The 21,700-nt window shown below is 39.7% G+C and carries 20 protein-coding genes; 19 read left to right on the top strand and 1 reads right to left on the bottom strand.

The window, feature by feature from the left end; all coding sequences use genetic code 11:
• Window positions 1-29: 29 nt before the first annotated feature.
• The 8 genes from R2Q78_RS04220 (at window position 30) to R2Q78_RS04185 (ending at window position 6,863) form a co-directional block, all read left to right on the top strand.
• Entirely contained in the window at window positions 30-1,049 is a 1,020-nt protein-coding gene (locus R2Q78_RS04220) for an AraC family transcriptional regulator (protein WP_316789166.1), read from the top strand.
• 6 nt (window positions 1,050-1,055) lie between these two features.
• The gene (locus tag R2Q78_RS04215; RefSeq protein WP_316789164.1) at window positions 1,056-1,712 is read left to right on the top strand and encodes an HmuY family protein; all 657 of its coding nucleotides are present in this window, start codon (window positions 1,056-1,058) and stop codon (window positions 1,710-1,712) included.
• A 146-nt stretch (window positions 1,713-1,858) separates the two neighbouring features.
• On the top strand, window positions 1,859-2,668 hold the full coding sequence (locus R2Q78_RS04210) for an HmuY family protein (protein WP_316789162.1): 810 nt from the start codon (window positions 1,859-1,861) through the stop codon (window positions 2,666-2,668).
• Window positions 2,669-2,673: 5 nt separating this feature from the next.
• Window positions 2,674-3,492: a hypothetical protein gene (locus tag R2Q78_RS04205; RefSeq protein WP_316789160.1), complete on the top strand. Its 819-nt coding sequence runs from the start codon at window positions 2,674-2,676 to the stop codon at window positions 3,490-3,492.
• 172 nt (window positions 3,493-3,664) lie between these two features.
• On the top strand, window positions 3,665-4,492 hold the full coding sequence (locus R2Q78_RS04200; protein WP_316789158.1) for an HmuY family protein: 828 nt from the start codon (window positions 3,665-3,667) through the stop codon (window positions 4,490-4,492).
• An 80-nt stretch (window positions 4,493-4,572) separates the two neighbouring features.
• A complete protein-coding gene (locus R2Q78_RS04195; protein WP_316789156.1) occupies window positions 4,573-5,292 on the top strand; it encodes an HmuY family protein in 720 nt (239 codons plus the stop codon).
• A 5-nt stretch (window positions 5,293-5,297) separates the two neighbouring features.
• Window positions 5,298-6,539 carry a S41 family peptidase gene (locus tag R2Q78_RS04190; RefSeq protein ID WP_316789155.1) on the top strand — a complete coding sequence of 414 codons (1,242 nt, stop codon included), beginning with the start codon at window positions 5,298-5,300 and terminating at the stop codon, window positions 6,537-6,539.
• A gap of 3 nt (window positions 6,540-6,542) precedes the next feature.
• On the top strand, window positions 6,543-6,863 hold the full coding sequence (locus R2Q78_RS04185; protein ID WP_316789153.1) for a DUF6686 family protein: 321 nt from the start codon (window positions 6,543-6,545) through the stop codon (window positions 6,861-6,863).
• A gap of 3 nt (window positions 6,864-6,866) precedes the next feature.
• Here the strand turns inward: R2Q78_RS04185 and R2Q78_RS04180 are convergent, their stop codons facing one another.
• Window positions 6,867-7,562 (bottom strand): DUF1080 domain-containing protein, encoded by a 696-nt coding sequence (locus R2Q78_RS04180; protein ID WP_316789151.1) that lies wholly within the window; start codon window positions 7,560-7,562, stop codon window positions 6,867-6,869.
• A 148-nt stretch (window positions 7,563-7,710) separates the two neighbouring features.
• Here R2Q78_RS04180 and R2Q78_RS04175 point away from each other — a divergent pair, with 148 nt between their 5' ends.
• The 11 genes from R2Q78_RS04175 to R2Q78_RS04125 all read left to right on the top strand — a co-directional run bounded on the left by R2Q78_RS04175 (window position 7,711) and on the right by R2Q78_RS04125 (window position 21,603).
• On the top strand, window positions 7,711-8,682 hold the full coding sequence (locus R2Q78_RS04175; RefSeq protein ID WP_316789150.1) for a Gfo/Idh/MocA family oxidoreductase: 972 nt from the start codon (window positions 7,711-7,713) through the stop codon (window positions 8,680-8,682).
• Window positions 8,683-8,766: 84 nt separating this feature from the next.
• Entirely contained in the window at window positions 8,767-9,339 is a 573-nt protein-coding gene (locus tag R2Q78_RS04170; protein ID WP_316789148.1) for a sigma-70 family RNA polymerase sigma factor, read from the top strand.
• A 103-nt stretch (window positions 9,340-9,442) separates the two neighbouring features.
• Window positions 9,443-10,495: a FecR family protein gene (locus tag R2Q78_RS04165; protein ID WP_316789147.1), complete on the top strand. Its 1,053-nt coding sequence runs from the start codon at window positions 9,443-9,445 to the stop codon at window positions 10,493-10,495.
• Between the two features lie 95 nt (window positions 10,496-10,590).
• Window positions 10,591-13,956 (top strand): TonB-dependent receptor, encoded by a 3,366-nt coding sequence (locus R2Q78_RS04160; protein WP_316789145.1) that lies wholly within the window; start codon window positions 10,591-10,593, stop codon window positions 13,954-13,956.
• 33 nt (window positions 13,957-13,989) lie between these two features.
• Complete coding sequence (locus R2Q78_RS04155) at window positions 13,990-15,894, top strand: RagB/SusD family nutrient uptake outer membrane protein (protein WP_316789144.1); 1,905 nt, start codon at window positions 13,990-13,992, stop codon at window positions 15,892-15,894.
• A gap of 17 nt (window positions 15,895-15,911) precedes the next feature.
• The gene (locus tag R2Q78_RS04150) at window positions 15,912-17,108 is read left to right on the top strand and encodes a DUF5000 domain-containing lipoprotein (RefSeq protein WP_316789143.1); all 1,197 of its coding nucleotides are present in this window, start codon (window positions 15,912-15,914) and stop codon (window positions 17,106-17,108) included.
• A 14-nt stretch (window positions 17,109-17,122) separates the two neighbouring features.
• Window positions 17,123-17,815: a DUF4998 domain-containing protein gene (locus tag R2Q78_RS04145; RefSeq protein WP_316789141.1), complete on the top strand. Its 693-nt coding sequence runs from the start codon at window positions 17,123-17,125 to the stop codon at window positions 17,813-17,815.
• Between the two features lie 89 nt (window positions 17,816-17,904).
• Window positions 17,905-18,477, top strand: coding sequence for an RNA polymerase sigma-70 factor (locus R2Q78_RS04140; protein WP_316789139.1), 573 nt, complete (start codon window positions 17,905-17,907; stop codon window positions 18,475-18,477).
• A gap of 108 nt (window positions 18,478-18,585) precedes the next feature.
• Window positions 18,586-19,767, top strand: coding sequence for a FecR family protein (locus tag R2Q78_RS04135; protein ID WP_316789137.1), 1,182 nt, complete (start codon window positions 18,586-18,588; stop codon window positions 19,765-19,767).
• Between the two features lie 172 nt (window positions 19,768-19,939).
• Window positions 19,940-20,527, top strand: coding sequence for an RNA polymerase sigma-70 factor (locus R2Q78_RS04130; RefSeq protein ID WP_316789135.1), 588 nt, complete (start codon window positions 19,940-19,942; stop codon window positions 20,525-20,527).
• A 92-nt stretch (window positions 20,528-20,619) separates the two neighbouring features.
• Window positions 20,620-21,603, top strand: a complete 984-nt coding sequence (locus tag R2Q78_RS04125; protein WP_316789133.1) for a FecR family protein — start codon at window positions 20,620-20,622, stop codon at window positions 21,601-21,603.
• Window positions 21,604-21,700 lie beyond the last annotated feature (97 nt).

Genomic DNA, 21,700 nt, shown 5'->3' with positions numbered 1-21,700 from the left:
TATACTATGAAAATCATTAATAAACGCTGATGAAGATCAAATCAAAAATAGAAGGGTCGGATGACTGGTTGTTCATTGAGGAAATCTCAGAACAGTATTCGCCCAATACCCCGCTCTCAGAGAAGAACATCAACATCAAAAGCCTGCCTGCGCAAAAACTGGTCAACTACCAGTTGAGTGCGGGTGGGCTTTTCCTGGTTCATTCCACTATGCAGTTCTCCGAAAATGTAAAGGTACTTTCAGAAATAGAAGGTGAGGCCATCACTTCGCAATTCATTTTTTATGGCAGCAATCCCGCCTCGGAAAAAAATAATGATAAAAGCAAACGAAGAGCAGGCAGCAGACATAACATCAGGTATATTCCCTCTATTAAGGGTAAATATCCCATGCAGCCGGATCTGGAATATAAGTACTTCCTGCTGGTTCTTTCCAAACAGTATTATTTTCATCTGATCGACCAGCATTCCCTGCTTCACAGTGATTTTGTAAGGGAAATTTTAAAAGGCAGATATACCTCCTATTCCGCTAACGATCTGCCTGTGACTACAGAAATGAAGCGGGTGATCAATGACATCTGTGAATGCAAAAGATCAGGAGAACTGAAAAGATTACATACAGAGTCTAAGATTCTGGAATTGCTGATGCTGCAACTGGAACAAATGCAGTCGGGAATAGCTGAGGTTGATAAATACCTGATTAAACAGGATGACCTAAAAAAAATAGAGCATGCGAGAGATATTCTTGATGCAACATATACCTATCCGCCTACCATCATTGAATTGGCCAAAAAAATCATGCTCAATGAATTTAAGCTAAAACGGGGTTTTAAGGAATATTTTGGAACTACCATATACGGTTATGTAACCAGGTTGAGGATGGAAGAGGCGAGAAGGCTGATCCTGGAAGAGAAAAAAACAGTAGGGCAAGTTGCAGCTGCGGTGGGGTTTAACCACCAGAGTCACCTTACTGATGCCTTCAAAAGATACTTTGGCATCCTGCCGAGTGAAATCAAGTCAGATGAAGAGCAGAGCATTGTCATTAATAAATAAAAACCTATGAAAAAAATTACTTATCTATCGTTGTCATTGTTGGTTGCAGCAGTATTATTTACATCCTGCACCAAAGAGGAAATCAAACCCGAACTGGAAGATACCAAAAGTACGGTTATTAAAGATCTGCCCGGAGATGTGGGTAACACGGTAGCCAGTGGTAAAGAATTTGAACCCTTTTATTTTAGTCTGAAAACAAGGACTAAGGTAGACCCGGCTAAAAAGCTGACTACGGAATGGGATATTGCATTTACAAAAGAATACAATTCACTGGTTGTCGCAAATAATGGCACAAAACAAGGAACCCCGGGCTACGGAGGTAATGGAGTAGGAGCTGTAGTAATTGTAGAGAAGCCCTATAATCAGGTTACACAGGCCCCTTCAGCAGCAGAATTTGAAAACAAACAGATTCCCGGTTTTGGCTGGGATGCGGGAAATGGAGTGGGGTGGTTCTTCTACGATTTGAAAACCCATATTGCTGTGCCGATAAAGAACAGAACTTTTGTGATCAGAACAGCAGAAGGTAAATATGCCAAGCTGGAAATGGTGAGTATGTATAAAGGAGCTCCGGCGACCGTCAGCGACCTGAATTGGCCTGCGCCCTATTTTACATTCAGGTTTTTCCTGCAGGAAGATGGTTCAGGCAATCTGAACACGAAATAGAATCGCTGGTTTAAAGCAGGAGCGTATTTAAATAATAAATCCCGAAAACGTAATATTTAATCCCGAAATGGTAAGAGATTTTGTGCTCTACTATAGATGATTGTTGCCATATTTGCTATTATTTAAAATCATTCTAAATAAAAGCTATGAAAAAATACTCGTCTCTCCTCATCATTTTGTTTGCTGCCCTGTTTACAGGCTGCAGCAAAAATGATGAGCTTCCGAAAAAAGAATTACCGGCATTGCCAGCGATCACCGTTACGGCAAGCGGAGAATATACCCGTACCCTTAAAGGAGATACCGACGCTAAGATGGGTTCAGGTGACGGTAATTTTAAACCTGTATACTACAGTCTGGAAGACGGTCGTGCGGTACCTGCGGAATATGCCAATACAGATAAATGGGACATTGCGTTTACGGGCATCTATAACAGCAGTGTATGGGCTAACCACGGTGAAGTAATTTTTGAGAACGGCAATAAAGGTCCGGGATATGGAAGTCCGGCCCGGGGTGGCCTTTACCTCGTCAAAGATGCCGCAGTTGAGGCCAAATACTACGATGAGGATAAACAGCAACCGCGCCAGGTACCAATAGCCAAAACACTGATGGATGAGGCCTATGATAACCTGAAAACAGTAATGGTGAATGATAATCAGTTGTTGTCCAGAGGTTTTCTGACACTGGATTATTTTCTGGGCAGTGGCGCAGGTTATGCTTTTTATGATTTCTACGGAGCCATGTTCCCGGGGGATAAAGAAAGAGCACATATAGTATACAACCTACCCCGGCCAATCATCATTAAAACAGCAAAGGGCAATTACGCAAAGATCATCATTTATAGTTTTTATAAAGGTAGTCCGGTAAGTCCAACACTAGCTTCTGAAGCGCCCTACATCACCTTGAAATACACCATTTTAAAAGATGGATCAAAAGATTTTACCAAAATAAACAAGTAAGAGAAATGAAACTATTTAAGACATTAATGTTGGCATTTTTGTTTAGTACAGTATTACTTTCCTGTTCTAAAAGTGATCCGGAAAGTCCGGGGCAGGAACAGCCTGACACCGCAAAAATGGTTGGTACCAATTGGGTTCCCGCACGAGCAGTTAAGGTAAAAGACACTTCATATAGCTATAGCAAGGTAGTTCCATACAAGGATGCCAATGGTAAGCTGGTATATGAAAAAGCCAATTCTGAAATCAGACAGGGCAAAGGTTATATGTATTATGACGAGAAATTTAAGGTAGTTTATGTGGTGGACTGGCCCGGCATCCCCGGGAATGCGGCTGAAGGCGCGGAAGGATTTAAACCTTTTCTGTTCAACTTCGAAAAAAGGTACAATGTGACAGAGGCCCAGGCTGGTGCTGGAGCTGCTTGGGACATTAAGTTCTATGACATCTATACCGCCTACATTGTGCCAAACAGGGAAGGGGCGACAGGAGATCAGGGCAAACTGAGGGTCTATAGAACCACTTTTGACCAACTTGATGAAGCCCTGAACCAGGAAATGGTACGCACATCTCTGGAAATTGAGATGGATGATTTTACGACAGTAGACGGCTGGGGCAGGTACAGGTTGACAGACCATATCCTTCACCCTTACGATCGTACGGTTGTGTTTCGTTTGAAAAATGGAAAGTATGTGAAATTTCAGCTGATGAACCTTTACCGTACGAATCCAAAAACGGTGACCGACAAGTACGAATACGAAGCGCCGTTTTACAATTTCAAATATTACGTACAGGAAAGCCCAAACAGCAGAGTATTAAAAACAAGATAAGATATTTTGGACCCAGGGCCCGGGTCTGAGGCAGGCTTTGCAGAAGCCGGATTGCCATGAGGCAGGGTAATCAATTTTCCGAGAACTGACTACCCCAACTATATGGCCTGTGATATCAGTAGGTATCGCTTTTAATTAATAATCATTTAATCATAAAAATCATTCTTTTAAGATGAACAATTACCTATCAGGCGTAGTACGCCCAAGCACCCCTCTGCTATCAGGCAGCAAATTTAGTAAAAAAATAACCATGTTTGGTCTAATGGCGCTGGTAGCTGCCAGTTCTGTGTTGACTTCTTGTAAAAAAGAAAGCAGCGATGTCGCTGCTCCAGAGTTGAAATTAAAATCAGCCAAGGCACTTTCACCTGGCGCCGGAGGTTCACCTGTTTCTTTAACCAGCGTGACATCAGGTACAGTTGAGCTAAATTTAAGCGGTGTATATACTGTTAAAAACTATTATGTTGCACAGAGCGTATACAATCCTTCAAATCCACATGCGGCGAATGGTTTCTATTACTTTGATTTTGGTTTGAATGACAACATACCGGGAACCAGTTCTACTACCCCGCCTTCAGTTGATTGGGATATTTCCTTTTCAGGAACAGGTAACGCAGATATCAATAAAAATAGTGGCGTTTCCATTAAATTCCTGAACGAGGATTTTGCAACTGCAAGTGCAAGGTCGGCTTCCAGTGCCTGGACAGCAGGTACTGCGGTTACCACAACCTTTGGACATAACCGTACGATCTGGACATCACCATTGTCAGCTCCTGCCGATTATTATGCTGCTGCAAGTGGTCATACTATAAAAGGATATTGGAACTACTATTTCGCTAACCACCAGGTTATTGCGACTACCGATGTAACGATTTTGGTTAGAGATACAGATGGAGATACCTATGCGGTACACATCAAAAGCGTGTACAACAATGATACCCCAACAGGTACACCATACCCTAACAACTTCAGTTACCTGACTTTTGAGTACAAACTACTTTAAAATAAACTAACAGAGACTGTCCGGAGATATGACCTTTCGGACGGTCTCTATAACCTTTTACGTTATAAATTAGAGATAAAATGAATTTAAAAGCTACTACATTATTGCTCCTGCTGACCATCGGCAGTTTCACTGCCTGTAAAAAAGATAAAGCTGCTGAACCGGAACCAGACCTGGGACCTGAGTTTGTCCAGTTGTCCGATCACATTAAAAAGTACCGTAACGGGGTAGTGGAGGTGAGCAAATATCCCATCGACATGACCAGGAAAAATAGTCTCAAACTAGACTATTATAGTTTTGATGAAAATAAATTCCTAACAGCCGATAAAGCCACAAGTAAAGAATGGCATATTGTTTTCAGAGGGTTCAATTCTCCCTTCAATACCAATGCAGGAAGTGTGGCAAATTCTCCATGGACTGGCAATGGTTCAGATGTGCGGGTTAGTGGCATACTCAAAAAATTTGATGATGTGAGTACCGTTAATGCCGGAGAACTGAATTTCGCAGCCCCTTTATCAACAGGTGTTCTTGCTTACATGTATAGTGAGGTGCCTTATGCTCAGGCATCAGGATATTGGGCTAAAGAACTATATGATGAATTGGGAGAATTTACGCATTTGGATATAGATCCAAACAGAACATTTATCATTAAATTAAATGATGGCAGGTACGTAAAATTCCAGTACATCAATATGTATAAGGATGATGTTGGTAAAATCACGGCAGCATCCGAAAAAGGCTTCCTCAGCTTCCGATATTTTGTGGCCAAATCGGGAAGTACTGATATAAAAACCAAATAGGTTTTATGCGAACAAAATCATCCCTAATTTATTTTGTTCTTTACTTGCTGTTTGCGATGTGGGTCAGCAGTATTGCTGCCTGTAAGAAGTCTGCACCAGAGAAGGAAGCGCCGGAATCACCGACAACCGGTAACCGCACGCAGTTTACACTGGATTCTATTTTCTTATATGCCAAACATACCTATGTCTGGAATGCGGCATTGCCCAATTATGCGGATTTTAATCCCAGAAAATACAATGGATTGGCATCAGACTTATTAAATTTCAAAAAAGAAGTATTTGAGCTGAGCAGGTATGCCCCGAATCCCCTGACTAAGTTGCCTTATGAACATACTACGCTTCCTGGTTTGGCAAAATACTCATATATAGAGGTGGCCTCCGGAGATGTGGGAAAAATCGCTGCAACAAACGCAGTTCCGGACGAGTCGGTGCCCTCGGCATTGGTAGTCGGGACAAATGCCTGCTTAAGCCTTAAACAGTTCAGGCATTTGAAAGGCCTGAAAGCAGAGCTTGATGCTATATTTTCTGATTTTGCCGGTAAGGAAATTATGGGTTTAATCATAGACTTACGCGGCAATAGCGGCGGCTATGTTGAAACTGCTCAGTATCTCGCTGATCTTATCGCAAATACAGCTATGAACGGTAAAGTCATGTACAGTGAACATTTTAATGCTGAATTGCAACAGGGAAAGGCAGGTATCCTGAAAAATCAGCCTTATCTGGATGAAAATAATAAGCAGGTATATGTAAACGGAAGAAAAGCCACCTATGCTGATATTGATTTTTCCGTAAAAGGGAACACATTCCTGTTCGAGAAAAAAGGCAAGCTGAATACTTTAAATACTATTTACTTCTTAGTGAATGGAGGCACTGCCTCTGCGAGCGAATTATTGATCAATAGTTTGAGGCCGTATTTTAATACGATGTTAATCGGTTCCAGGACTTACGGCAAACCTGTAGGTTCGTTTGGTATCAGGATAGACCATCACACGTTGTACATCACTAATTTTCTGATCAGGAATGCTCAGGGAGCAGGAGATTATTTCGAAGGCTTACCCGCGGATATCAGCGTTTCCGATAGTGAGATCGGAAATGAGATGGAACAGATCATAAACAATACGTTGGCCCTGGCCAATGGAAAGAAGCAGGTTATTTTTGGAATCAGCCGCATACAAGCAGAAATAATGCCTTTTAAAAGAATAGCTAATCCAGTGATGATTAAACAAGAACTAAAATTAAAACCATAATTTATGTGTAAAACGAGAGTATTGAGCACAAAAGGAGCTACCGTAATCAGCAGTTGTATCGGTTGCCAGGTTTTCTATATTTGGCATAACAACCTGGTACTTAATTTTACTCAGGAGGCCTTTGTTACTTTTAAGGATGTATTGGAAAATACACCTTTCCATAAAAATAGTCTGCCATTTCCAGACAACGAGGAACGGATTATACTCCATACTCCAAACGACGACATTAGCTTTGCATTTTCCTATGAAGAATTTGAAGAATTCAAAGCAGCGATAAGCGAAGCCATTTATATGAATGACGTTTATGCCATCATGAATTCCTGAGACTTAATCTTTACTTAACTTACGGATAGGTGTAAGTTCTACTTTTCTGAATTCCACTTCAGAGCCTTCAGCCTGTAATGCGATATTTCCACTTTGAGCGGTGCAATTTGTACCGTGATTAGTAAAAACGTCGTTCACCCAAACCTTCACCTGATCGCCCACACATTCAATGACCATCTTGTTCCATTCACCAACTGGTTTCTCTACGTCTTTGGATAGTCTTTTGATCCTGCGTAATTTATCTCCATTGACACCCCATTTTTCTTTAGGGCCTCTGCGCGTTTCCATATCAGTTACAGTAATGTCTTCCTCTATGCACCAGAAATCGCCGGCCATTGTATGCTGCATCTGTACTTCAATAGATTGAGGGAACATATCATACAGTGCCCTTGATTTTGAAGCATGGACCAATACGCCGCAGTTTCCCGGTTTTGCAGCAAACCTGTACTGAACTTCTATCCTATAGTTTTTGTAGACCGCATCTGTGATCAGGTGACCACCAGGAGTACCAAGACTGACCAATAATCCATTCCTTACGATAAATGGATTTCTCGCATTGGGATTTTTATCCATTTCCGGAACATCAGCGTGCCAGCCTTTCAAGTCTTTGCCGTTAAACAGGCTTTTAGATTGTGCAAAAGAAGTCGCACTATTGAAAAATAAAGTGATGGCAATTGCTGAAGCATAAAATAGTTTCATTGTGTGGTTATGTTGGTTGATCCCACTAATATATATAAAATCCTCATTGTTTAAAGCGACAAATATTAATGACGGTATTTCTGTATGATTTAATTCATTAATTTTAGCGTCTATAAGATTGTCATTTTGAGATTAATTTCAGGGAAATATGAACGAAATAAACTGGGGTATTATAGGCTGCGGGGATGTTACAGAGGTTAAAAGCGGACCGGCTTTTAACAAGGTTAATCATTCCTCGCTGGTGGCGGTAATGAGGAGAGATGCGCTTAAAGCAGAAGATTATGCCATCAGACATGGAGTGCCAAAATGGTATGACGATGCAGATCTGCTGATCAATGATCCTGAAGTGAATGCAATTTATATTGCCACACCTCCGCTTCAGCATGAAGAATATACTATAAAGGCACTTGCTGCGGGTAAGCCAGTTTACGTGGAGAAGCCGATGGCTTTAAATGCTGCTGCGGCAGAAAGAATGAAAGTCGCATCTGAAGAATATGGTGTTAAGTTGTGTATTGCCCATTACAGACGTGCGCAACCTATGTTTTTAAAAATTAAAGATTTACTTCGTGAAAAGGCAATTGGTGATGTGCGTTTTGCACAACTTCAAATGTTACAACCTATTGCCTCAGACGTGATCGCGACATCAGAAACTTCCTGGCGTCTGAACCCTTCGATCTCAGGAGGAGGATTGTTCCACGACCTTGCCCCGCATCAGCTGGACCTGATGGTTTATTTCTTCGGTGAACCCAAATCCTTTTCAGGTCTTTCTTTAAATCAGCGGGGAACGGGTAATGCCGATGACATCGTGGTTGGTCGGGCCTTGTTCAGTAAGGGAGTAGTTTTTAACGGTACCTGGTGTTTTACCGTGTCTCCATCAAATAAAACCGATCTGTTTGAGATTGTTGGCAGCAAGGGAAAAATAACTTTTCAGGTATTTGGTAATAAAGTTACTTTGGCAACAGAAGGTAGCCTTAAGGAATTTGTCTTTGATCCGATCGCACATGTGGAGCAGCCGATGATTGAAAAAGTCACAAATTATTTTCTTGGAGGAGATGAGAACCCATGTTCGGCAAAAGACGCAATCCTATCAATGAAGATGATGGATTCTTTTACGATTTGATTTTTCGCCCAAAGTATGCTACCTTTCACCGATAAATTGTGTAGTAAAACTATACATGTTTAGGTGAGGAGAATTTGTAAAAGTATGAACAGTGATTTTGAGAATTTGCAGTTATTATGGCAGGGACTGAGAGAAGGAAAAGAACAATCACTTTTTTCACTGTATAAAACACTATATAACCCGCTTTTTAATTATGGATTTATTTCTTGCAGGGAAAAGGAAAATGTAGAGGATGCGATCAATCAAATGTTCCTGGAGCTTTGGGAAAACAGGGTGTCTTTGAAACAGGTAATCAATGTCAAGAGCTACCTTTTTACCTATTTACGCAGGAACATCAATAAAAGTAAAGCAATTGAATCCAGGCAAATATATCAGGATGTAGCGCAATACGAACAATCCATATTGGATTATATTGTGGAATTGCAGTTAGAAGAAGAAATCAAATCGGAGATTTTCAAAGCAATAAACAAGTTGACTAGCAGACAAAAGCAGTTGATCATGCTAAAGTTTTATGAAAATATGGACTATGATGAAATCTCAGAAAAGACAGGCCTGGTTACCCAAACAGTCTATAATAATATCCATCAAGCCATAAAGTTCTTGCGTAAAGAACTTAAAATTCCAATGTACATTTTAGTTTTTCTGCTGAAAAAATAATTTTTTCTTTCTGATTTTCAGTGTGTTGAGAAATATTCTTAAATATTTCAGGTAGAAATAGCCATGAATCCACACTATATATCGAAACCAACAAACTGATTTAATGAATAAATCTAAACTCAACTTAGAAGAGTTGTTGTCTGATGCAGACTTTATTAATTATTGTTTAGACGATAAATCCGCAGCGGCGAACAAATGGGAAAATTATGTTCCTGATACTCCTGAAGACGCCAGGGTATTTGAAGATGCACGCAAATACGTGGCGCTATTGACAGGTGAATTACCTGAGGAAGTTATAAATACTAAACTTGAGCTTTTCAAACAATTATTTGAAAGCGCCAAGAATCTGGAGTCTCAACAGCAGCCGATTAAATTGCACAGTTTTAGGAGAATTGTGAAAATGGGTATTGCAGCCTCGCTTATATTAATAGCCGGATACTTTTTATGGCCATTAGCTAAACCATCAGCGATCACTTATTCTTTCGAAAAAATAGACGGTAAACAATTTGACACTGATGGAAACGCGAGAAAGGTAATCAAACTCGCTGATGGTACTGAAGCAATCTTATTTCCAAGAAGTAAATTGATCGTTTCTAATGATTTTAATGAAAAGGACCGAAAAGTTGCGGTTTATGGCCAGGTGTATCTGAAGATATTCCACAATAAACAAAAACCGTTTATTGCCTATAGTAAGTTTACCACCACCACAGCAATTGGAACATCATTTTATGTTCGCGACTTTGCAAACAGCAAAATTTCATCGGTACTGTTGGTAGAAGGTAAAGTTAAAGTGCAGGAACCAAACAAGACAGATATGCAATTCCTTGAACCTGGAATGTCGGTGGAAGTAGATCAGAAAACGTTAAGCGTAAGTAAGAAATCTGTCGATAAGGAAGAGATATCAGCTCTCGCAGATCACAAGCTTCACTTTGACAATACTGATATGAACAGTATTGTCAGTAAGCTTGAGCTATTCCATGGTATTGAAATTGATTTAAGCATGTGTGAATGCAATTTTAAGCGGATTACCGGCGACTATTCAAACAGCTCATTAACCTCTATATTAAATACCATAAGCTACATTAACCATGTAAGCTGGACTTTAGTCGACCATAAAGTCATTTTTAAACCAATTGTAAAATCCAATAAAAAATAACCAAACCAATCTTTATGAAAAGAAAAAAACTACTTTATCCAAGGGGAGTTTTATGCCCTCTTCTATTTTTTTTAGCCTTAATCTGGCCTTCGTTTATGAACGTTTCTTCCGCGCAGGCCAATACTTCCAAAAATGAAAAAACGTATTCTATTGGTTTTAAAAATGAATCCATCATTCGGGTGTTCCATAAGATTGAGCGTGTTTCGGGTTTGCGGTTTTCTTACAGTCCAGATGATTTAAAACCTATTGATGCGATTACGATTCCGGAAAAAAAGAGAAATATCATTGAATTGCTGACAGAGCTCAGTTCCAAATCTGGTCTTAAGTTTAATCTTTCGAGAGGCTTGGTCGGCGTAACGGTGCAAAGGAGAATTCAAAAGCCAGCTGTTGAAGACAAGGAAGCTTTTGCAGTCGTTAGGCAAGACACACTTATTCAGGGAATGGTGGTAGACAGTTTGAAGAGAGGATTACCGGGTGTTTCTATATATGTAAAAGGGAAAACCAATATTGGTACAACGACAGACTTAAATGGTCGTTATTCCATTAAAGTACCGCAAAATGTAGTACTTATTTTTAAAATGGTAGGATTTGTTGCCATTGAGAGACCTGCTAATCAGCCTGTAATTGATGTTACGCTATCGGAGGACAATTCTACACTAAATGAAATTCAGGTTGTCGCTTTCGGGACTCAGAAAAAGGAGAGTGTGGTAGGAGCAATTACCACGATTAAACCGGGAGAATTGAAAGTGCCGTCCAGTAACTTGACCACAGCATTACAGGGGCGTATCGCCGGTGTAATTGCTTATCAAAGGAGCGGAGAACCGGGTCAGGACAATGCAGATTTCTTTATCAGGGGAGCTGCTACGTTTGGTTTTAAAAAAGACCCTTTGATATTAATCGATGGACTTGAACTTACTTCTACGGACTTGGCACGTTTACAGCCAAATGATATCGCAAGCTTTTCCGTGTTAAAGGATGCCACCTCTGCAGCAGTATACGGTGCCAGAGGTGCTAATGGTGTAATATTGGTAACTACTAAGAGCGGTACGGAAGGAAAAGCTGAGATCAATTTTCAATATGATCATTCTATGTCTGAACCTACCAGAAACCTCCAATTGGCAGACCCCATTACTTATATGCGTTTGCACAACGAGGCGATTCTCACTAGAAATCCACTAGGAATCCAACTTTATTCTCAAAATAAAATAGATGGTACAATAGAGGGGAAGGATCCTCTGGCATATCCGGCTACAGACTGGATGGGGATGCTTTTGAAAAATCAGACGTTCAACTCAAAAGCAAACTTAAGCATAAGGGGTGGTGGAAAGGTAGCTACATATTTTGTGACAGGAACATTAAATCAGGATAATGGTATTCTGAAAGTAGACAAGAGGAATAATTTCAATTCTAACATTGATTTAAAATCTACTTCGATTCGTTCCAATGTGGATGTGAACATAACGAGCACTACTAAAATGGCGGTCAGATTGTACGGTAACTTTGATGACTATACAGGTCCAATCAATGGAGGAAGTGCAGTTTATAATCAAATAATGAATACCAATCCGGTGTTATTCGCACCATACTATCCAGCGGATCAGGAAAACAAGTTTGCCAAACATATACTCTTTGGTAACGTGTTGATCGATCCCGCTAACCCTGCATCTACCAAAACAAATCCCTACGCAGATATGGTACGGGGATATAAGGATTATTCCCGTTCGCTAATGTTGGCACAATTAGAGTTGAAACAGGATTTGTCTGCGGTTACCGACGGATTGCGCGCAAGATTGATGGCCAGTACCAATAGAAGATCTTACTTTGATGTTTCAAGGGCGTATAACCCTTTTTACTATTCGTTGCCGGATGCAAATATCATCAATGGGGTATACGGTCTTCAACGCTTAAACCCTGAATTAGGAAGTGAAACACTCGGTTATTCAGAGGGTCAAAAACAGGTGTCCACAGAAGCTTATATGGAGTTTGCAATGAATTACGATAAGGTTTTCGGGAACAAACATGCTATCAGCGGTCTTTTAGTGGGGATTCTTCGCAATAGCCTGAATGCCAATGCCGGATCTCTTCAGGCATCGTTACCATTTAGAAATAATGGTTTGTCTGGTCGGTTCAGTTATGGATACGACAGCAGGTACCAGGCTGAATTCAATTTTGGTTACAATGGATCAGAGCGTTTTTACGAAGATAAACGTTTTGGGTTTTTCCCCTCTGCGGGAGTTGCCTGGAATGTATCCAATGAAAAATTCTGGAAAGGCATAAGTAAAGTTGTCTCGAGTCTAAAATTTAGGGCAACTTATGGGTTGATCGGAAATGATGCAATTGGAAGTGCTACCGACAGATTTTTTTACCTGTCTGATATTACGTTGAATGATGCGTCGAAAGGAGCAGTATTCGGTCAAAATTTCGATCGTTCCCGTCCAGGCTATACAGTGAACCGGTTCGACAACAAGGACATTACCTGGGAAAAATCGGCTAGGATTAATTTTGGTATGGATGCGAGAGTGAAGGATTTTAATATCGTTGTTGATTATTCAAGAGATCACCGCACAAATATTTTAATGGACAGATCGTTCATCCCAACAACCATGGGTTTATCTGCCGCGGTTAGGGCCAATGTGGGTGCAATGCGTTCAGAAGCGTTTGAAGCTTCAGTAGATTACAACAAGAATTTTAACAACTCAGCATGGTTTAGTTTGAGGGCGAATTTTACCTATGCCACCAACAGATTTGAAATATATGAAGAACCTGATTATCCGGAAGCATATAGAAGTCTTGTTGGAAGCCCAACTTCGCAGCAACGCGGTTATATTGCAGAACGCTTATTTGTAGACGAACAGGATATTAATAATTCACCACTTCAGACGTTCGGACCATACATGCCAGGCGATATCAAATATCGTGATGTCAACGGTGATGGACGTATTTCCGCTGCTGACCAGGTTGCACTGGGTTTCCCTACCAGTCCTGAAATTGTTTACGGATTTGGATTTTCTTCCGGTTATAAGAGTTTTGATTTTTCTGCGTTCTTCAGCGGTATAGGCAGAACGTCCTTTTGGATAGATAATGCTGCGACAAACCCATTTGTGAATGACCAACGAGCATTATTAAAGATATATGCTGATAACCATTGGTCTGAAGAAAACCGTAATCTTTACGCATTATGGCCACGACTAAGTAGCACTGTTATTGCCAATAATAGCCAACGCAGTACTTGGTTCATGAGAAATGGGGCACTGATGCGTCTTAAACAGGTTGAGCTTGGATATACCTTAAACAGTAAAATTGCCAACAAAGTATTCATGAAGAGAATGCGTATATATTTAACGGGTAGCAACCTGTTGACATTCAGTAAATTCAGACTATGGGAACCAGAATTAGGTGGAGCAGCATTTAATTACCCTCTACAGCGTGTTTATAATTTTGGTATTAATGCATCCTTTTAAACTTATCTGAGTAGAAAATTAACAGAGATTCTGATGAAAAAGACAATCATATTAACAAGTTTGGCGGTACTGAGTATATTCAGTTCCTGCAAGAAATACCTGGATGTGGTACCAGATAACATAGCCACGATAGAAAATGCTTTCTCTTCGAGGATTCAGGCGGAAAAATCGCTATTTACATGCTATTCTTATTTGCCTGCCGATGGCGATCCTCAAGCGAATCCAGCAATGATGGCTGGTGATGAGGCATGGCTTTATCCAAATATACGCAACAGTGCGATCATAAACCCTAATGGCTGGTACGTTGCACTAGGAGAACAAACCATTAGTGAACCGCTTATAAATTATTGGGACGGTTTAGCGTCGGGTAAGCCGTTATTTAGGGCGATACGGGATTGCAACACATTCATTGAACGGATAGATGGTGTAGAGGATATGAACTCCTACGAAAAAGACAAATGGAAAGGAGAAGCCATGTTCTTAAATGCTTATTATCATTTTTATCTGCTTAGAATGTATGGTCCTGTTCCAATCATAGATAAAAATATTCCTATTTCCGCAAATCCTGAAGAAGTAAGGGTAAGCAGGAGGTCTGTAGATGATTGTGTTGCTTACATTGTAAGCACACTTGACGCTGCTGCACTGCTGATGCCAGAAAAAGTTGATCTTCCATTGGAGGAATTGGGCAGGGCAACAAAAACCATTGCTATGGCCATTAAGGCAAAAACATTGCTGATGGCAGCAAGCCCTTTATTTAATGGTAACCCCGACTTTGCGAGTTTAAAAGGTAAGGATGGTGAGCAGCTTTTTAACCAAACTTATGATCCTAAAAAATGGGAGCTTGCATTGAATGCATCTAAAGAGGCGATTCAACTGGCAGAAAATATAGGGGTGAAGCTATTTGAGTTTCTACCCACGAATGTAACTGGGCCGCTTTCCGATGAAACTAAAAGAATATTAACTATTGGAGGTGCTGTTACCGAGCGTTGGAATAGTGAATTAATTTGGGGATTAACTAATAGTGATACCAGGACAATACAGTCCGGATCAATGGCGAGAATCAGGAATAACTGGGGTGTTTTTTCTTGTCTGGCTCCCACTCAAAGGATAGTGGAATTATTTTATACTAAGAATGGCGTGCCAATTACGCAAGACAAAACATGGAATTTGGCCAATAAAAATAATTTGCGTACTGGAGTTGCGGGTGAGAAGTATTACATTAAGCCGGGTTATCAAACTGCTGAAATCAATTTTGACAGGGAACCACGTTTTTACGCTGATTTGGGTTTTGACGGAGGTATATGGTACGGATTGGGTAAGTATGCCGACGGAGGGGATATTTGGCATATACAGGGCAAACTGGGTCAACCTGCAGGTAGAACGAATATTGGTAATTTTTCAAGTACCGGCTATTGGTCAAAAAAACTGGTAAATTTCCTGGCGACGCAAACTGAGGCCAGCAGTGAGTTTACTGTTCAGCGTTTTGCCTGGCCGGCCGTGCGGTTAGCAGATCTCTATTTGATGTATGCGGAATCAGCCAATGAGGTAAACGGCCCATCGGCCGACACCTATAAATATTTGGATGAAATAAGAAAAAGAGCCGGTCTTAATGGAGTGGTAGATTCTTGGGCTAATTTTTCAACTGATCCTTCAAAACCAACAACTAGAGAGGGACTTAGAAGTATCATTAAGCAGGAGCGGATGATAGAACTCGTTTTTGAGGGAAGCAGGTACTGGGATTTGAGAAGATGGAAAGATGCACCAAATGTTTATAACGGACCAATTAAAGGATGGGATACCGACCAGCGTGAGGCCGTGAATTATTATCGTGATAAAATACTCGCTACCCAGACTTTTCAGCTTAAAAATTACTTTTGGCCAATTAGAGAAAATAACATTCTTGTTAATAGGAATCTTGTTCAAAACTTAGGATGGTAAACACTAAATTATTAAAAATGAAAAACTTACAAATTTTAATGGTTGGTTTGATAATGCTCTTTAGCGCGGCTGGCTGTAAAGAGGATTTAGGCATTACTAAACCACAAACAAATGATGGAAAAGCTCCTGGAGCTGTAAGTAATGTCCAGATACAAAACAGGCCAGGAACAGCTAAGCTAACTTATAAAATCCCAGGAGATAACGATGTACTTTACATTAAAGCAGTTTATGAGATTAGACCTGGAGTGATGAGAGAAGTCAGATCTTCTAAAACTAATGATTCTTTGATTGTAGACGGTTTTGGAGAAGCAAAAGAATACAACGTGCAGTTGTATGCGGTCGATAATGGAGAAAATAGTTCTGTACCGGTAAGCATAAAGGTAAGTCCCCTGACTCCTCCGCTTAAATCCATACTTGATAATTTAAACATTATAGATGACTTTGGTGGAGTAGGTATCCTATACGATAATCCGTTAAATGCAGAAATATCTATCACAGTAATGAAAAAGACGGCAGCCGAAAAGGATATCCTGGTGAATACTTTCTATACCAAAGCAAAGAATGGAGCCTTTAATGTCAGAGGTTATCCAGTTACGCCTGTGGTTTTCGGATTTTTTATAAAAGATAAGTTTGGCAATATCACAGAAACAGTTTATAAAACAATCACTCCGATTGAGGAAGTTAGGTTGGACAGAGCGTTGTTTAAAGAGTTTCCGCTCCCTAATGATATCAAAAACGGCCCAGCTGGCTGGACTGTGGTTAAAATGTGGGACAATTTATTTAATGATGGTAACGGATTTCATTCTGCCGATGCAACAACACAGGTGATGCCATTATCGGTGAGTTTTGACTTGGGTGTTAAAGCCAAATTAAGCAGATTCAAGTATTTCCCAAGAACAGTTAACGATGCTATTATGTATAATCATTATAATTTAAAGAGATTCGAATTGTGGGGTAGTAGTACTGCTAGATTGGATGGAAATTGGGATGATTGGGTATTGCTTGGTTCTTATGAGTCAGTAAAGCCTTCAAAGTTGCCTGTAGGGCAGCTTACTAATGAAGATAGGGCCTATGCAAAAGCTGGGGAAGAATTTAATGTGCCATCATCTGCACCTGCAGTAAAATATATTAGGATTAAGGCGCTTGAAAGCTGGTCCGGATTATCTGCATTTCAGGTAATGGAGATGCAACTTTGGGGAAAAGTAATTCAGTAATCATTTTAGAAAGTATGAAGAAATTAAATATAAAATATAGTCTGTTTGGAGCATTAACCTGTATTTTGCTTGCATCCTGCTCGAAAATGAATGATCCTATTGCGGAGTATGTCAAAAACGGAGAGATTATTTATTCGACAAGATTGGATTCATTAAAAGCATTTCCTGGCAATCAAAAGGTTAAGTTAACCTGGCTATTGCCGTCCAACCACTCTGCTGTTAAATCAATCGCGTATTGGAATGGCAAGGCTGAATCGAGAGAAATTACATTAACAAAAGGTAGTTCAGACAAGTATGAATTTGTATTGGATAATTTGCCAGAAGCGTCCTACTTATTTGAGATTTTTACCTATGATAAAAATGGTCATGCTTCCGTGAAGAGTGAAGTTAGTACGGTAACCTATGGTGAGCGCTATCGACAGGGATTATTGAACAGGGTTTACACTAAGGTCAGTAAAGTGAGTGGTAATTTTGTGATCAACTTTGCCCTGGCTGATATCGCGCAGGTGGGAATGGAAATAGAGTACACCAATATATCTGGAGTTAAAATTGTGACGCCAACAGCGGGTTCTGTGAATGAAGTAATCATTACAGGAATAGATTTTTCTAAGCCGATTCGCTATAGAACTATCTATAGACCAGGTAATATAGCTATAGATACATTTGCTTCTGATTGGACTACTGACATTGATATCAGTAAGTTATAATACGATTTTAAATAGTTGGTTTAGTTAGTGCCCTGCGATCAGTTGATCGCAGGGCTTTTTTTGTTCAAATAATTCGATAAATTTATGGCATGATCACATACCGCTCCGCTGATGATACAGATGAAAGGCTGATGGAATTAATCAGCAAGGATGACCGGATGGCATTCAATGAACTCTATAACAGGCACTGGAAATTCCTTTTTACTTCGGCATTTCATATATTAAAAGACAGAGACGACAGTCTGGATATTTGCCAGGCCGTATTCATATGGCTTTGGGAACATAGAAAGGAAGTAAATATCAGAACGAACGTACAGGCCTATTTATGGACTTCGGTTAAGTATAAAATTGCCAATTTTATCAGAAATGGCAAAGTTAGAGACAGTTTTTTTGATGAGTTGAAACAACTGGACGCATCATCCTTTCAGCAAAATGAATTAGAAGTAAAAGAACTGAGAATGCTCATTGAACAACTGATCGGAGAATTGCCTGAGAAATGTCAGACAGTTTTTAAGTTATCCCGTAATGAGCAACTGAGCCATAAAGAAATTGCAGAAAGACTTTCTATTTCTGAAAAAACAGTAGATGATCACATCACCAGGGCGCTTAAGAAACTAAGAGGGCCACTAAGTAGATTGTCAATGTTATTTATGTTAGGTTAATTTTTTTGTTCTGATAATCAATATTTTATATGTTTTATTGTTGGTGGGGCAGGTGTTTGTCTGTGTTTATGTGCCTTCTTCATATAATACCTTTAGCCAAACCAAACCATGAACAAACAAGCATTTTTAGAAATCATAGAACGAGTAACTGACGGTACCGCTTCAGATGAACAATTGAGGACGTATAATCAATATATTGATGAATTGAAGGGAGATGGTACATGGGATAAAGTCCGGATGGGAGATGAAGCTGAAACAAGGCTGGCATTGCTGGCCCTGATCGATCAGAAGATAGACCAGCCTGTAACAAGACAAACTTATAAGCTATGGTACAGAGCTGTTGCCGCTGTTGTTTTATTGAGCGTCTCCGTATTGGTGTATTTATTTCTGAATGAAAGTAAGACCAGTGCCATTCCTCAGGATATTACTGCCGAGAACGACATATCGCCGGGTAGAAACAGAGCTGTCCTGACGCTGGCTAATGGTAAAGAGCTTGACCTGGAAACTGCGGATATCGGAGAGCTCGCCAGTGATGCAGGATTGAAGATTTTTAAAGTTGGAGATGGCATTATTGAGTATAAACAGGTTAGTCCGGCAGTTGGTGTTTTAGGGGGCATACACACCTTAACTACTCCAAAAGGAGGAACCTATCAGATTATCTTGTCAGATGGGACTAAAGTTTCGCTTAATCCGCTTACCACACTGAAATACCCATCTAAGTTTGATTCCAATAACAAAAGAAGCGTGGAGTTGAATGGAGAAGCTTATTTTGCTGTTACTAAGTCCAAAGCAAGTTACCCAAAAGATCAGCATGTTATATTTTCTGTGTTAACTGATAAACAGGAGGTTGAGGTTTTGGGTACGCACTTTAATATAATGAGCTATTCCAATGAAGCATCAACACGCACAACATTGATTGAAGGTATAGTGAAGGTCTCAAAATTAGCCAGTACAGGAAAGGTAAAAAGTGTGATTCTAAAACCCGGGGAGGAATCGGTACTGACCGATAAAACTTTCGAAGTTATCGCAGGGGACGTTGAAGTCATAGCAGCCTGGCAAAATGGGAGGTTCTTGTTTGACAATGAACACATCACTTCTATCATGCGGAAAATCGCAAGATGGTATGATGTAGACGCCATCTACCCTGAAAAAATGCCACGTGACCTTAATTTTAGCGGATCTATCTCTAAAAACAAAAATCTTTCGCAAATACTGAGGATTATGGAACTTACCCGGTCAGTTCACTTTAAAATAACCGGCAGAACATTGTACGTGATGAGTGATGAATAAGACTTTGTCAGTGCTTGGTTAAGATTGTTGTAAAACTTGATAATTTCTTGAATTAAAATCCTATTATTTGATATTATGTGTCCTAAATTGTAATTTAGATTCTTAATACCTCTCAGGTTTGATGCTTTATTTTTAAAGGAAGACGGGAAACTTCCTTAAGCGGGGATATTCAATGATAGAAAATCATGACTTCAGTGATGTTGCTCTTCTTTCTTTATTTAAAGGAGGTGATCAATCTGCGTTCAAAATGATTTATGAACGTTACTGGCAGTTGTTGTACGTATCCGCCTGCAAAATATTAAAAGATGAAGATGAAGCCAAAGATATTGTACAGGAAGTTTTTATTTCATTCTTACATAAAAGGGCCGATCTGGAGATAAACATCAGCATTTCTTCTTATTTATATTCGGCGGTAAGGTATAAGGTTTTCGATTTCATCAGCCGTAAAAAAGTCAGGCAAGACCATCTTGATTCTTTATCTGCTTATATGTATTCAGGTAACCTGAGTACAGACCGCGCTTTAATTGAAAAAGAGATCAATGCTGAAATAGAAAAAGAAATTCAGAATCTTCCTCAAAAGATGAAAGAGGTATTTGAAATGAGCAGAAAAGAGGAGCTTTCACATAAAGAAATCGCCGATACACTTAATATTTCTGATAAGACCGTTAAGAAGCAGATTAGTAATGCTTTAAAGTTGCTAAGGCCCCGGTTTACCAATTATTACAGCATCCTTCTTATGGTGTTTTTTAAGCTGTTTTAATATTTTTTAAAAATATTTCATTTTCATCTACTACTAAAGTTCATTTTGGCCGACATGTATCAAAGCAAAACAAGCTTTAGATATAAAATAAGATGAAACACGATTTTTCCAAAGATCTTTTTGATAAATATGTTGAGGGCAAATGCACTGAAGAAGAAAAGGCTATTGTAGAAGGTTGGTATCTTAATGAATTAAAGAACAGTGATTTTGTTCCTGAAAAAGAGCAGATGGCGCTTGTTCAGGAAGAAATCTGGAATGGTATAAATCCTGTCAAAAGAAGCTATCCTTTTATAAGGTGGACAGCGTATGCTGCTGCGGTAATTATAGCTTTATTATTTGTTTATAAATTTCAATCCGGGAAAGAGGTTAAAATCAATCCCGAAACCAAGCTCGTTTCAGATCCTGTTGAGAAGGACAGTGTAGTGGTTGCATCTGCAACGGAGAACAGCATGATGAAATTGTCTGACGGAAGTGTGATCATTCTTGAAAAGGGCAGTAAGCTGACCATACTTTCGGCGTTTAACAAAAAACACAGCAGGGAAGTGGAACTGGAAGGAAAGGCTTTCTTCGATATTGCTCATAATCCCGCGAAACCTTTCATTATTTATACCGGTAGTGTTAGGACTACTGTATTGGGTACATCTTTCGACATTACGGCGCCAGCCGGATCAAAAACTGTAAAGGTGAATGTAATCAGGGGACTGGTAGAAGTAAAAAACTTAAAATCTCATTGGATGACCTATGTGAAGAAAAATATGCAGGTAGTATCTGAAGATGCAGAGATGGTCAGCAGAAAAGTTATAGACGCAAAGAAAGAGCTTTCATGGAATAATAAAGAAGGTATTGTCTTTAATGACATCTCATTTAAAGACGCAAAGAACATGCTTGAAGACCGTTTTCAGGTAAAGATCAACCTGCCTGATGAGGATCTACAAAATGTGAAATTTACCACTTCACTAAGGGCGAATGAAAGTCTTGACCACTTTCTATCCATAATTTGTAATTATAACAACGCTAAACACAATTTTAATATAGATAGTACAGAAGTATCAATTAAACCTTTAAACCGTAACTAATATGAAGAGATTCTACTCCACCCGGAAAAATTCGACTTAAAAAGTAAGGCTGTCATTTAGTATTGCGAGTACTAAAAAAACAGCCTTACCGGAGGCG

It is taken from the genome of Pedobacter frigoris (genome assembly GCF_032678645.1).
GTDB lineage: Bacteria > Bacteroidota > Bacteroidia > Sphingobacteriales > Sphingobacteriaceae > Pedobacter > Pedobacter frigoris_A.
This window is presented reverse-complemented; position numbering and strand designations above follow the sequence as displayed.

What these genes read in the sequence shown, in the direction of transcription:
- R2Q78_RS04220 (WP_316789166.1), top strand. Translation starts at nt 30, where the DNA reads ATGAAGATCAAATCAAAAATAGAAGGGTCGGATGACTGGTTGTTCATT.
- R2Q78_RS04215 (WP_316789164.1), top strand. Translation starts at nt 1,056, where the DNA reads ATGAAAAAAATTACTTATCTATCGTTGTCATTGTTGGTTGCAGCAGTA.
- R2Q78_RS04210 (WP_316789162.1), top strand. Translation starts at nt 1,859, where the DNA reads ATGAAAAAATACTCGTCTCTCCTCATCATTTTGTTTGCTGCCCTGTTT.
- R2Q78_RS04205 (WP_316789160.1), top strand. Translation starts at nt 2,674, where the DNA reads ATGAAACTATTTAAGACATTAATGTTGGCATTTTTGTTTAGTACAGTA.
- R2Q78_RS04200 (WP_316789158.1), top strand. Translation starts at nt 3,665, where the DNA reads ATGAACAATTACCTATCAGGCGTAGTACGCCCAAGCACCCCTCTGCTA.
- R2Q78_RS04195 (WP_316789156.1), top strand. Translation starts at nt 4,573, where the DNA reads ATGAATTTAAAAGCTACTACATTATTGCTCCTGCTGACCATCGGCAGT.
- R2Q78_RS04190 (WP_316789155.1), top strand. Translation starts at nt 5,298, where the DNA reads ATGCGAACAAAATCATCCCTAATTTATTTTGTTCTTTACTTGCTGTTT.
- R2Q78_RS04185 (WP_316789153.1), top strand. Translation starts at nt 6,543, where the DNA reads ATGTGTAAAACGAGAGTATTGAGCACAAAAGGAGCTACCGTAATCAGC.
- R2Q78_RS04180 (WP_316789151.1), bottom strand. Translation starts at nt 7,562, where the DNA reads ATGAAACTATTTTATGCTTCAGCAATTGCCATCACTTTATTTTTCAAT.
- R2Q78_RS04175 (WP_316789150.1), top strand. Translation starts at nt 7,711, where the DNA reads ATGAACGAAATAAACTGGGGTATTATAGGCTGCGGGGATGTTACAGAG.
- R2Q78_RS04170 (WP_316789148.1), top strand. Translation starts at nt 8,767, where the DNA reads ATGAACAGTGATTTTGAGAATTTGCAGTTATTATGGCAGGGACTGAGA.
- R2Q78_RS04165 (WP_316789147.1), top strand. Translation starts at nt 9,443, where the DNA reads ATGAATAAATCTAAACTCAACTTAGAAGAGTTGTTGTCTGATGCAGAC.
- R2Q78_RS04160 (WP_316789145.1), top strand. Translation starts at nt 10,591, where the DNA reads ATGAACGTTTCTTCCGCGCAGGCCAATACTTCCAAAAATGAAAAAACG.
- R2Q78_RS04155 (WP_316789144.1), top strand. Translation starts at nt 13,990, where the DNA reads ATGAAAAAGACAATCATATTAACAAGTTTGGCGGTACTGAGTATATTC.
- R2Q78_RS04150 (WP_316789143.1), top strand. Translation starts at nt 15,912, where the DNA reads ATGAAAAACTTACAAATTTTAATGGTTGGTTTGATAATGCTCTTTAGC.
- R2Q78_RS04145 (WP_316789141.1), top strand. Translation starts at nt 17,123, where the DNA reads ATGAAGAAATTAAATATAAAATATAGTCTGTTTGGAGCATTAACCTGT.
- R2Q78_RS04140 (WP_316789139.1), top strand. Translation starts at nt 17,905, where the DNA reads ATGATCACATACCGCTCCGCTGATGATACAGATGAAAGGCTGATGGAA.
- R2Q78_RS04135 (WP_316789137.1), top strand. Translation starts at nt 18,586, where the DNA reads ATGAACAAACAAGCATTTTTAGAAATCATAGAACGAGTAACTGACGGT.
- R2Q78_RS04130 (WP_316789135.1), top strand. Translation starts at nt 19,940, where the DNA reads ATGATAGAAAATCATGACTTCAGTGATGTTGCTCTTCTTTCTTTATTT.
- R2Q78_RS04125 (WP_316789133.1), top strand. Translation starts at nt 20,620, where the DNA reads ATGAAACACGATTTTTCCAAAGATCTTTTTGATAAATATGTTGAGGGC.